This window comes from Streptomyces sp. NPDC058289 (assembly GCF_042880975.1).
GTDB classification, from domain to species: Bacteria; Actinomycetota; Actinomycetes; order Streptomycetales; family Streptomycetaceae; genus Streptomyces; species Streptomyces stoeckheimensis.
On sequence record NZ_JBHVYI010000155.1, the window covers coordinates 1 to 11,877 of the forward strand.

At 73.2% G+C, this 11,877-nt stretch carries 11 protein-coding genes; 8 read left to right on the top strand and 3 right to left on the bottom strand.

All coding sequences use genetic code 11. From position 1 onward, the window contains the following. Positions 1–44: 44 nt before the first annotated feature. Positions 45–482 carry an SRPBCC family protein gene (locus ACFVX6_RS39380; RefSeq protein WP_389699401.1) on the bottom strand — a complete coding sequence of 146 codons (438 nt, stop codon included), beginning with the start codon at positions 480–482 and terminating at the stop codon, positions 45–47. Between the two features lie 155 nt (positions 483–637). On the opposite strand from ACFVX6_RS39380, the gene ACFVX6_RS39385 reads away from it, so the two are divergent. After that, on the top strand, positions 638–823 hold the full coding sequence (locus tag ACFVX6_RS39385; RefSeq protein ID WP_250740159.1) for a DUF5999 family protein: 186 nt from the start codon (positions 638–640) through the stop codon (positions 821–823). Positions 824–987: 164 nt separating this feature from the next. Here the strand turns inward: ACFVX6_RS39385 and ACFVX6_RS39390 are convergent, their stop codons facing one another. Beyond that, on the bottom strand, positions 988–3,009 hold the full coding sequence (locus ACFVX6_RS39390) for an ATP-binding protein (protein WP_389699402.1): 2,022 nt from the start codon (positions 3,007–3,009) through the stop codon (positions 988–990). A gap of 167 nt (positions 3,010–3,176) precedes the next feature. Further along, complete coding sequence (locus tag ACFVX6_RS39395) at positions 3,177–4,079, bottom strand: fibronectin type III domain-containing protein (protein WP_389699403.1); 903 nt, start codon at positions 4,077–4,079, stop codon at positions 3,177–3,179. A 281-nt stretch (positions 4,080–4,360) separates the two neighbouring features. On the opposite strand from ACFVX6_RS39395, the gene ACFVX6_RS39400 reads away from it, so the two are divergent. From ACFVX6_RS39400 to ACFVX6_RS39430, 7 genes are all read left to right on the top strand, one after another. After that, complete coding sequence (locus ACFVX6_RS39400; protein WP_389699404.1) at positions 4,361–5,998, top strand: ABC transporter substrate-binding protein; 1,638 nt, start codon at positions 4,361–4,363, stop codon at positions 5,996–5,998. 38 nt (positions 5,999–6,036) lie between these two features. After that, positions 6,037–7,002 carry an ABC transporter permease gene (locus tag ACFVX6_RS39405; RefSeq protein WP_389699405.1) on the top strand — a complete coding sequence of 322 codons (966 nt, stop codon included), beginning with the start codon at positions 6,037–6,039 and terminating at the stop codon, positions 7,000–7,002. 13 nt (positions 7,003–7,015) lie between these two features. Continuing rightward, positions 7,016–7,942 (top strand): ABC transporter permease, encoded by a 927-nt coding sequence (locus ACFVX6_RS39410; protein ID WP_389699406.1) that lies wholly within the window; start codon positions 7,016–7,018, stop codon positions 7,940–7,942. Positions 7,943–8,055: 113 nt separating this feature from the next. Further along, positions 8,056–8,955, top strand: a complete 900-nt coding sequence (locus ACFVX6_RS39415) for an ABC transporter ATP-binding protein (RefSeq protein ID WP_389699409.1) — start codon at positions 8,056–8,058, stop codon at positions 8,953–8,955. Continuing rightward, positions 8,948–9,607 carry an ABC transporter ATP-binding protein gene (locus tag ACFVX6_RS39420; protein ID WP_389699407.1) on the top strand — a complete coding sequence of 220 codons (660 nt, stop codon included), beginning with the start codon at positions 8,948–8,950 and terminating at the stop codon, positions 9,605–9,607. Before ACFVX6_RS39415 ends, ACFVX6_RS39420 begins: the two co-directional genes overlap by 8 nt. Before the next feature lie 100 nt (positions 9,608–9,707). Then, positions 9,708–9,902, top strand: coding sequence for a hypothetical protein (locus ACFVX6_RS39425; RefSeq protein ID WP_274547633.1), 195 nt, complete (start codon positions 9,708–9,710; stop codon positions 9,900–9,902). A gap of 188 nt (positions 9,903–10,090) precedes the next feature. Then, positions 10,091–11,659, top strand: a complete 1,569-nt coding sequence (locus ACFVX6_RS39430) for a hypothetical protein (protein ID WP_389699408.1) — start codon at positions 10,091–10,093, stop codon at positions 11,657–11,659. The last annotated feature ends 218 nt before the right edge of the window (positions 11,660–11,877 follow it).

Consider the following 11,877-nt stretch of genomic DNA (forward strand, 5'->3'; position numbering starts at 1 on the left):
CCTCAGGGCGGCCCCCGGGCCCCTTCCGTGCTCCGGCGCCGCCCTCAGGGGCGCAGGAGGGCTTCCAGGGCGCGGGTGAAGAAGAGGCGCGCCGCCGCCGCGACGAGGGGGTCGAAGGGGCGGCCCAGGCCGCGTACGCGCAGTTCCTCGCGCCATTCGGCCTCGCAGCCGCCCCGGGGCGAGGGGCGGAGCTCGATCTCCGCCCGGCCCCGCACCACGCGCCCGTGTTTGACGAGCCGGACCAGTCCCGCCGAGCCGTCCCCAGGGGGCTGCCAGAGGGTGACTTCCATGGGGTCGTCGAACGTGATCCTCCCCACGCCCGTACGCATGGTGAAACGGGTCCCGGTGTGCGTCGGAGGCGGCGTTTCGATGATCGCCCGGGTGAGCGGGACGGCGGCGCCGTGGCGCTCCCAGTCCGTCAGCCTCCTCCACGCCTCCTCGGAGTCGAGAAGTGTGTGGCGAATGATCCGGATAGCGGGCATGAGCGCATCGTAAGCGGGCATACACACCCTGAACTGGGCGGCGAATATGGGTTCCGCCCGGGGGTGGCGATCAGCAATACTCACCGCCACCGTGGATCGCGGATTCGACCGGGTGACCACCGGCCTTCCCGCCCCACTCTGCGAGGAGGTGCGCCATGTGCTCCCACCAGCCCCCCTGCCCGTCCGCCGACAGCGTCGACCATGACGCCGCACGCACCGTGGCCTTCCACCCCGAACAGGGCTGGAACCTGCTCTGCAACGGCGCCGTGGTATTCGACGACACAGGTGAACTGCTCCCCGACGGCCGCACGGTGGAACCCCGCCGCCCGGCCCTGGTCTGAGCGAGGAGGCAGCATGCGCCAGCAGCTGATCCGAAAGCCCGTTCCCAAGCCCGCACCCCGAGACCTGGATCTGCGCACACCGTCGGGCAGACCCCTCCCGTACTGACGGGAGCCCAGGAGTTACGTCACGGCGCCACCGGCCCGGCCCCTGCACGGGGTGGGCCTCAGCCGGTGGACGCCGCCGCACCGCCCAGGAAGGCGCTCTCGTACGCCTCGTCGCCGATCGCCGCCCTGGCCTGCCGTTCGCCCTGGTCGCGCACGGCCGTGAGCGAAGGGGATCCCATCTGCGGCCGGCCCACCGTGCGCCACCAGGCGTGCCCCGTGCCCAGCAGCCGGGCCGCCAGCTCGCCGTCTCCCAGGGCCGCCACCGCCGCCGCCAGCAGGTCGAGACCGAGCGCGATCCCGAAGCGGTCGCCCAGCAGCCGTTTGCCCGACAGCATCGCCCGCGCGTGCCGTGCCGCCTCCCCGTGGTGGCCGAGCCCGAACGCCGCCACGGCCAGGATGTAGTCCGCGTACGCCCGCAGCCAGCGCTCGCCCAGCTCCGCGCAGGCCTCGCGCAGGCCCCGCGCCTCCCGCTCGGCCTCCTCGAAGCGCCCGAGGTCGCACAGCGCGTAGCCGGTGGCCAGCCGGCACAGCAGCCAGCCCACGCCGCTGGGTCTCCCGCCGTGGCCCCCGCGCGCCCGGGGGCCGGCGAGCGCCAGGGCCCGTACGGGATCGCCCGGCATCAGCACCGACACCGCGTGCAGGTACGCGGCGCGCAGCTCCGGCTCCGGGTCGGCCAGCGCGGCCGCGGCGCCGGTGCACGCCTTGCCGAGCTCCTCGGCCGTGGCCAGGTCGCCCTGGAGCAGCGTGGTGAGCCCCAGGGCCCACAGGGCCTGTACGTACGCGGCCCCCGAGCGCGGGCCCCTGCTCAGGGCCCGTTCCAGGAAGGACCGGCCCTCGTTGACGTGGCCGCACGAGAACCAGAAGAACCAGAGCGCGCCGGCCGTCTCCAGGGCCGCCGTCGGATCCGTGCGGAGCAGGTGCTCCAGGGCGGTGCGCAGCTGCGCGTGCTCGGCGGTCATCCTGCGGTACCAGTCCACCTGGCCGGGCCCCATCCACCCCGGATCGGCGGCCTTCGAGAGCGCGGCGTACCAGTGGGCGTGCCGGTCGGCGACGATCCGCTCCTCGCCGAGTTCCGCCAGCCAGTCCTGTCCGTACTCGCGGATCGTGTCCAGCAGCCGGTAGCGGGCGCCCGCGCCCCGTTCCCGGCTGCAGCGGACCACCGACTTCGCCACCAGGCCCGCCAGCACCCGCTCCACCCGCGCGGCGGGCAGGGGGCCGCCCGAGCACACCGCGCGCGCCGCGGCGACGTCGAAGTCCCCGGTGAAGACCGAGAGTCGGGCCCACAGCAGCCGCTCGACCGGTTCGCACAGCTCGTGGCTCCAGCCGATGGCGGTGCGCATCGTCTGGTGCCGGGGGAGCCTGGCGGTGGTGGTGCCGGAGAGCAGGTCGAAGCGGCCTTCGAGGCGCTGCGCCATCTGCTCCAGGCTCCAGAGCCGCATCCGGGCGCCGGCCAGTTCGAGGGCGAGGGGGATCCCGTCCAGGCGGCGGCAGATGTCCGCGGCGAGGGCCGCCCGGTCCGGGTCGGCGAAGGCGGACGCGGCGTGGGGGGTGACGGCGAGGGCGCGGGCCCGGAACAGGGCCAGGGCGTCGCTCTCGGGTCCGTCGCTGGGCAGCGGGCTGACCTCGACGAGGTGCTCCCCGGGCGTGCGGAGCGGCTCGCGGGTGGTGATCAGCACCGTCAGGCCCGGTGCGGACTGCAGGAGTTCGCCCACCAGGTGCCGGCAGGCGGCCACCAGGTGCTCGCACGTGTCGAGGACGATCAGCAGCTCCTTGTCGGCCATCCACGCGCACAGTTCCTCGTCCAGGGGGCGCGGGGACTGGTGGGCGAAGCCGATGGCGTGCGCGACGGTGGCCGTGAGCAGGTCGACGTCGCGCAGCGGGGAGAGCTCGACCCACCACACCCCGTCGGGCCTGCGCTGGCGGGGGTCGGCGGCGGCCCGCAGGGCCAGCCTGGACTTGCCGACGCCGCCGACGCCCGTGAGCGTCACGAGCCGCCGCTCGCGCAGCAGGTCGGACAGGAGGCCGAGTTCACGCTCACGGCCCACGAAGCTCGCCGTTTCCGGCGGCAGGTTTCCCGGCACGGCGCCAGAGTCTGGCGCAGGATCGCCGTCCGCGGAATCTGCCTGATTGTTGTTGACCGAGTACTCACCGAACACGGGAGTATTCTGCGCGATCTTCTTTCGCCGTAGTGCCGTTCGGGCCAGATCAAAACGAACAGGTTGTCAGGAACTGCTCCACCGCACGGGGTTCAGGAGGCCAGCACGACCCGCAGTTCGGCGGAGAAGGCCCCCCAGGTGCCGTCGGGCAGCCGGGCCCGGAGCTTCACGGCCCATACGGTTCCGGGCGGTTCGGCGACCGTGAGCCGGTGCTCCGCCCGGCCGGCCGGGACGGCGCCCGCGCCGAACTGGATGACGGTGGTGGGGCGGCCGTTGACATAGAGCTCGTACTCGCTGGTCTCCCGCCCGGTCGCCGGGGCGGTCCAGGCGAGGGTCACCGCGCCCGGTGAGGCGGTCGCGCTGAAATCGGCCGGGGCGGTGCCGGTCCGCTGCCCGGGCCCGGGCGGGGTGGTCACGTCGGCGGCGGGGCCGTCGGGGGAGGAGTTGTCGGCGCCGTCGCGGGCCCGGACGGTGAAGGTGTACACGCTGTCGGGCCGGAGGTCCTCCAGGACCGTCGTGGTGACGCCGGGGCCGACCGTGTGGATGCGGGCGTCGCCCTGGTAGACGTCGTACGCGGTGACGCCCGTGTCATCGGTGGCCGCGGCCCAGGTCAGCCGGGCGGAGGTGGGCCCGAGGGCCTGCCCGTCCACGCGCGGCGGGGCGGTCGGGGCCAGCCGGTCCTCGGCCTTGGCCGCGGGGGTGGTGGCCGAAGCCGTCGCACCGGCCGGGGAGGTGTTCCCGGCGGCGTCCCGGGCGCGGACCGTGAACGCGTAGGCCGTCTGCGGGGCGAGGCCGGTGATGTCCGTCATCGTCTTGTCGGCGGGCAGTTCACGCACCAGGCGGTCCGCCCGGAAGACGAGGAAGGAGGTCACTCCGTCGGAGGGCGCGGGCGACTGCCACATGACGTGCACGGTGGTGGCGCTGCCGGCCTGGGCCGTGAGTCCGGCCGGGGCCGCCGGGGGCGTGGTGTCGGAGGCTCCGCACGCAGTCAGCACGGCCGCAAGGGCCAGAGCGAGGACAGGAGTTGTTCCGCGTACGGAGGGCCGCCGGAAGTGGCGCGGGGGATGCGGCGCGGTGCTGGGTGCGGGGTCGTGCACGGCGGGGGCGCCCTCTTCTTCCGGCTCCTCGGAAAGGTCTAGACATATATGGCATGCTCCGCGGCGGCCGGGCAAGACCCCTGCGCGACCCCTTCCCGTCGACGGCGCCCGGTTCGTGCGCTCCCGCCCCCGTCTGGCATTATTGCGACCTCTTTGCAATAACGAAGGAAGTGCACCAGATGAAGGCCCGGACCGTACGGGGAATGGCCGGGGCGACCGCGGCCGCGGTGATCGTCACGGGCGCGGCGGCCTGCTCGAACCCCGGGGGAGGTGCCGCGGCGGGCGCCGGGGCCGCCGACTCCGCCGTGGTCGGCATAGCCACCGAGCCGGAGAGCCTCAGCCCGCTGCTGGGCTACGGCAAGGACGGCAACTCGAAGATCTTCGACGGACTGCTGGCGCGCGACGCGGACATGAAGCTCAAGCCCGCACTGGCCGAGGCCCTCCCGCAGGTCTCCGCCGACGGGATCACGTACACCTACGCACTCCGCCGGGGCGTGCGGTTCAGCGACGGCCGGCCCTTCGGCGCCAAGGACGTCGTCTTCACCTACCGGACGATCCTCGACGCGAAGACGAACAACGCGTCCAAGTCCGAGCTCGACGCGATCGCGGACGTCACGGCGCAGGGCGACGACGCCGTCGTCTTCACCCTGAAGTACCCCTACGCCCCCTTCGCCGAGCGGACCGTCCTGCCCATCGCCCCCGAGCACCTCGCGGGCGGACAGGACGTCAACAGCGGCGAGTTCACCACCAAGCCCGTCGGCACCGGACCGTACGTGCTCACCGCCTGGTCCAAGGGCGAGAAGCTGAGCTTCAAGGCCAACCAGACCTACTGGGGCGGCGAGCCCGCGGTGAAGAAGTTCACCATGGCGGTCATCAAGGACGACGACGTGCGCGCCACCCGGCTGCGCTCCGGCGAGCTGGACGGGGCCGTCCTCCCGCCGAACCTGGCCAAGGGGTTCGCGGTCGACAAGGGCGGCAAGGGCGGCAAGGCCGATCGGGCCGACAAGGCGTGGAAGACCCATGCCGCCAAGACCTTCGACTACCGCAACGTCACCCTGCCGACCGAGCACCCCGTCACCGGTGACACGGCCGTCCGCCAGGCCCTCGACATCGCCGTGGACCGCACCACGATGGTCGACAAGCTCCTGGAAGGCGCGGGCAAGGCCGCCTACGGCCCCGTCCCGACCGGCAGCCCGTGGTTCACCGCCGGCACCGAGCGCCCGTACGACCTCGCCCGGGCCGAGAAGATCCTCGACGACGCCGGCTGGATCCGCGGCGCCGACGGCATCCGCGCCAAGAACGGGGTCCGCGCCGCCTTCCCGCTCTGGTACACCTCCGGCGACAAGATCCGCCAGGACCACGCCCTCGCCTTCGCCTCCGACGCCAAGAAGGCCGGCATCCAGGTCACCACCGAGTCCGGCAGTTGGGAGGTCATCGAGCCCCGGATGCGCACCGACGCCGTCCTCGCGGGCGGCGGCTCCCCGGCCGACCCGGACTTCGACCAGTACCTGACGCTGAACTCCGCGCTCGCGGGCGACGGCTTCAACAACATGGCCCGGTACGACAACCCGGCCGTCGACAAGGCCCTGCTCGAGGGCCGCCGCAGCGCGGACCCGGCCGTGCGCAGGGCCGCGTACGACACGGTCCAGCGCGAGCTCGTCAAGAACCCGGGCTACGTCTACCTCACCCACATCGACCACCTCTACGTCGTGGCCGATCGGTGGGACGGCCCCTCCACCCAGATCGAGCCGCACGACCACGGCCTCGGAACCGGCCCCTGGTGGAACGTCGAGAGCTGGAAGCCGAAGCAGAAGTGAGCCGTCTCCACCGTCTCCACCGTCTCCCGTGGGGGCCGATGGTGCGCATGGCGGGGCGGCGGACCCTGTTCGCCGGGCCGGTGCTCCTCGTCGTGACCTTCGGGGTGTTCGCGGTCGCCGAGCTGTCGCCCTTCGACCCCGTCAAGGCCTACGCCGGCACGGCCGGGCTCACCGCCTCCCAGGCCGGGCTCGACCAGCTGCGGGCCAACCTCGGCGCCGACCAGCCCCTGCTCGCGCACTGGTGGGAGTGGCTCACCTCGGCGCTGACCGGCGACCTCGGCACCTCCGCCGTGATGCGTCAGCCCGTCTCCGACGTCATCGCGGAGCGGCTCGGCTGGTCGGCCCTGCTCGCGGTGTGCGCCTTCGCCTTCGCCGTCCTGTTGGGCACCGGACTCGGCGTCCTGGCCGCACGCCGGCAGGGCGGGCGCCTGGACCGGGCCGTCTCCGGGCTCGCGTACGCCCTCGAAGCGGCCCCCGCCTTCTGGCTGGGCCTGCTGGCCATCTGGTTCTTCTCGGTGCGCCTGGGCGTGCTGCCGTCCGGCGGCCTCACCGACGCGGGCAGCGACGTGGTCACCGCCGGGCAGGTGGCCCGCCACCTGGTGCTGCCCGCGCTGGTCCTCGGCATCTCCCAACTGCCTTGGTTCTTCCTGTACGTCCGGCAGGGCGTGGCCGATGCGCTGGAGGAGGATCCCGTACGGGGCGCCCGCGCGCGGGGCCTGGGGGAGCGGCGGGTGCTGCTCGGCCACGGGCTGCGCTCGGGCATGCTCCCGATGCTGACCCTGATCGGGTCGCGGGTGCCGGAGCTGATCACCGGCGCGCTCCTGGTGGAGACCGTCTTCAGCTGGCCCGGCATCGCCGCGGCCACCGTGCAGGCCGCGACCTCGGTGGACTTCCCGCTGCTGGCCGCGCTGACGGTGCTGGCCACGGCGGCCGTGCTGGCCGGAAACCTGCTGTCCGACCTGCTGTACGGACTGGCGGACCCGAGGGTGGGCTTCGATGGCTGACACGACGACCGACATGGCTGACACGACGACCGACACGACCGACACGGCTGACATCACCGACGCGGCTGACGCCACCGGAGCACGGCTCTGGCGTTCCCGCGGCCGCGACCGGAGCTCCACCCGGACCCTGCGGGTGCGGACCTCGGCGGTGATCTTCGTACTGATCGCACTGGCGGTGCTGCTCGTGCCGCCGCTGGTCCAACTCGACCAGCAGGCGGTCGACTTGTCGGCAAAGCTCCTGCCACCCTCCTGGGCCCACCCCTTCGGCACCGACGACGTGGGCCGCGACCTGCTGCTGCGTTGCGTGTACGGGCTGCGCGTCTCGCTGCTGGTCGGGCTGGTGGCGGCGCTGGTCGCCACCGTCCTCGGCACCGCGGTCGGCGCGCTCGCCGGAGCGCTCGGCGGGTGGCCGGACCGCTGCCTCATGCGCGTGGTCGATGCGCTGTCCTCGGTCCCGCACCTGCTGCTCGGCATCTTCATCGTGGCGATGTTCCGGCCGGGGGTCTGGCCGGTGGTCGTCTCCGTGGCGCTGACCCACTGGCTGTCCACGGCCCGCATCGTCCGTGCGGAGGTGCTCTCGCTGCGCTCGCGGCCCCATCTGGACGCGGCCGTCTCGGGCGGCGCCTCGCGGTGGCGGGTGACCGTACGCCACCTCGTGCCCGGAGTCCTGCCGCAGGCCGGGCTCGCCGCCGTGCTGATGGTCCCGCACGCCATGTGGCACGAGTCGGCCCTGTCCTTCCTCGGCCTCGGCCTGCCGGCGCACCAGGCGAGCCTGGGCAATCTGGTCCAGACGGCCCGCGGTTCGCTGCTCGCCGGCGACTGGTGGCCCACGCTCTTCCCCGGGCTCCTCCTGATCGTCCCGACCCTGGCGATCGCCGGCCTCGCCGGCGCTTGGCGCGAGCGCCTCAACCCTCGCCGCCGCTCGGAGCTGACCCTGTGAAGACCCCCGTCCCCTCGGACCCTTCGGAATCGAAGCCGGCGTCGGCGTCCGTGTCCGCGCCGGAGCTCGCCCGGCCCGTGCTCGCCCTGGACCGGCTCTCCGTGCGCTTCCGGATGCGCGGCGGCCGGTACGTCGCGGCCGTCACCGACGCCACCCTCGCCCTGGCCCCCGGCGAATGCCTCGCCCTCGTCGGCGAGAGCGGCTGCGGCAAGTCCGTCCTCGCCTCCGCCCTCCTCGGCCTGCTCCCGGGCAACGCGGAGACCGCAGGCTCGGCCCGGCTCGCCGACGGGACCGACCTGCTCGCCCTCGACGAGCGCACCCTCGCGCGGACCGTCCGGGGCCGCCGGGTCGCCCTGGTACCGCAGAGCCCCGCCGCGCACCTCACCCCGGTCCGCACCATCCGCTCCCACCTGGAGGAAACGGTCCGCGAACTGACCGGGGCCGCCGGACGGCCCGGGGCGCAGCTGCGGGAAGCCGCCGAAGCGGCGGCCGAGCGGGCGTCCTTCCCCGCCACCCACCTCGACCGCCATCCCCACGAACTCTCCGGCGGCCTCGCCCAGCGCGCCGCCACCGCGCTCGCGCTGATCGGCGACGCGCCCCTGCTGCTCGCCGACGAGCCGACCACCGGCCTCGACCGGGACCTCGTCGACCGCACGGTCGACGAGCTGCGCGCCCACACCCGGGAGGCCGGCCGGGCGCTGCTGATGATCACGCACGACCTCGCCGCGGCCCACCGCATCGCCGACACCGTGGCCGTCATGTACGCGGGACGCATCGTGGAAACGGCCCCCGCCGGAGCCTTCTTCGGCGTTCCGGGCCCCCGCCACCCCTACGCGCGCGGACTCCTCGACGCCCTCCCCGAGCGGGCCTTCACCCCCATCCAGGGCGCCCCGCCCGAACTCGGCGCGCTCCCGCCCGGCTGCGCCTTCGCCGCCCGCTGTCCGCGCGCCGATTCCCGCTGCCGGGCCGAGCGGCCCCCGCTCACCGAAGGGGTGGCCTGCCACCATGCTTGAGCTCACCGGCATCACCGCCGGCTACGACCGCCGCACCCCCGTGGTGCGCGGCGCCCACCTGAGCCTTCGCCCCGGCGAGTCCCTCGGACTGCTCGGTCCCAGTGGCTGCGGCAAGTCCACCCTGGCCAGGGTCGCCGCACTGCTGCACCGGCCCGACCGGGGGACCGTGGCCTTCGACGGCCGCGCCGTGGCCGGCTTCCGGCACCGGGCGCCGCGCGCCCTGCGCACCTCGGTCGGCATGGTGTTCCAGCAGCCCCGGCTGGCGGCGGACCCCAGGCTCACGCTGCGCGAGCTCGTCGCCGAACCGCTCCGGGCGACGGGCCGACGTGGCGAAATCGACGCCACCGTACCCGCGTTGGCGGACCGGGTCGGCCTGGGCGCCGACCTGCTCGGCCGACGCCCCCACGAGGTCAGCGACGGGCAGCTGCAACGTGCCTGTGTGGCACGGGCCTTGGTGCTGCGGCCGCGCTGGCTGGTGTGCGACGAGATGACCGCCATGCTCGACGCGTCGACCACCGCCGCGCTGGTCGGCGTAGTGGAGGAGTACCGGGCGGAGTCCGGCGCGGGCCTGTTGGCGGTGGGGCACGATGCCGTGCTGCTCGGACGCTGGTGCGCGCGAACGGCCCACTGGGACGAGATCGTCAAGGACTGAACGCCGGTCACTGACCGTCAACACCCGTTTGGCGGACACGAGTTTCGCCCGAAGGGCCCTCCTGCTGCGCCACCATGGCGGCGCGTAAGGAGGTGTTCCGATGGTGATCTCCCTCTCCGTCCTCGTCCTGCTCCTCGTCCTCGCGTGGATCTTCCTGCGCGGTGGCGGCCTCAAGCTGTCGCACGCGCTCGTCTGCGTCCTGCTCGGCTTCTACCTCGCGAGCAGCAGCCTCGCGCAGACCATCCACAACGGGGTCTCGGCCACGGCGAACGTGGTCAGCGGATTCAAGCCCTGACCGGTCCCCGCCACCTGCATCCCGCACCCGGCACCCGTCCTTCTCCGAAGGCGAGTTGATCAACTGTTGCGCCTTCGTGAATCATCCGGCTCTTCCATGGACTCCTCAGGCAGTGCGATCTAGCGTCTGGCCCCGGCGCGATGTCAGACGCAATGTCAATAAAACTGAGGACAAGGGAGGAAGTCCGGATGTTCCGAAGAGCGCTGAACTGCGCCGTGGCACCCGCTCTCGCCGCATGTGCGCTGTTGTACGGGGTCTCGCCGGCCGCCGCCGAGGAGATACCCCTGGCCCCGGGCCACCGCCTGGTCAGCCATTACGACGGCGCCCCGGCCGCGGCGGCGCCGCTGCCCGGCGAAGCGCCGCCGCAGCACCCCTTCCTCGCGCCCAACGGCCGCAGCGGCATGCACTCCGACGCGGCGGGCAGCGCCACCTCGCCCTGGTCCGGACCGCTCGGCAAGAACCCGAAGGTGACCAGCGAGAAGATCGCCGCCCTCGGCGGCGAATGCGCCACCGCCACCTTCGACTCGGGCGGCCGGCTGGTCACGGTGTGCGGCACCTTCGGCGGCTTCAAGGTCAAACTGCTGGAGCCCCGTACGCTCGCCACGCTCGCGGAGTACCAGCTCCCGCAGCGTTCCTCGACGGTCCAGGCGATCACCTCGCTCGACTTCTCGAAGATCTTCAAGGACACCTCGGGCGGCGCCTACTTCTACCTCGACAACCAGGACCGGGCGGTGCTGGCCGACTCCCGCCAGCACATCCTGAGGCTCTCGCACGTACAGAAGCCGGACGGATCCTGGACGTTCGAGGTGGACAACGACTGGGACCTCACCGGCCAGGTCCCGCACGACTGCGTCGACTGGACCAACCTGTGGCCCACCGGCACCTGTGACCCGGTCACCTCGGTGATGCCCGACTGGAACGGCCGCATCTGGTGGGTCACCCGCCAGGGCCGCGTCGGCACCGTGGACCCGGCGACTTCCGTGATCCGCTCGATCCGACTGGCGGGGGAGGAGATCCAGAACTCCTTCTCGGTCGGCGAGGACGGGGTCTCCATCGTCACCGACCACGCGCTGTACAGCTTCGCCGCCTCCGCCGACGGCGCCCCCGTCGTGCAGTGGCGCCAGACCTACGACCGCGGTACGGGAACCAAGCCCGGCTCGGTCAACCAGGGCTCGGGCACCACCCCGGACCTCTTCGGCAACGGCTACGTCGCGATCACCGACAACGCAGACGACCGGATGAACGTCCTGGTCTTCAAGCGGGGCCTGGACGTGCCCGAGGGGCAGCGGCTGGTGTGCAAGGTCCCGGTCTTCGGATCGGGCGCCTCGACCACCGACAACTCCCTGATCACCTGGGGCAACAGCATCGTCGTCGAGAACAACTACGGCTACGAGAACGTCACGTCGCTGGTCCTCGGCAAGTCGGTCGTGGGCGGCGTCAGCCGCATCGACGTCCGAGCCGACGGCAGCGGCTGCGACACGGTCTGGCAGAGCGCGATCCGCTCGCCCTCCGTGGTCCCCAAGCTCTCCACCGCGAACGGGCTGCTCTACTTCTACGAGAAGGAGCCGAACTTCTGGGGGATCGACGCCTGGTACCTCACGGCCGTCGACTTCCGCACCGGTGAGCGCCGCTGGCGGCAGCTGACCGGCACCGGCCCGCTGTACGACAACAATTGGGCCCCGATCACGCTGGGCCCCGACGGGACGGCCTACGTCGGCGTCTTCAACGGCATCGTCGCGGTCCGCGACGGCGGCTGAGTCGCCGCGGGGGCCCGTCCGCCGACGGGTCCCCGCTCAGGTCGGCCGGCCGACGCGCTCGATGGCCACCATCGCCGCGTCGTCGCCCAAGAGGCCGTTCGGAGTGTGGGCGAGGAGGTCCGCGCACAGGTGGCGCAGGAGGACTTCGAGCACACGGCCGGGGGGGGCGCCCCCCCCCCCGGGGGGGGGGGGGGGGGGGGCCCCCGGGGGGGGCAGGT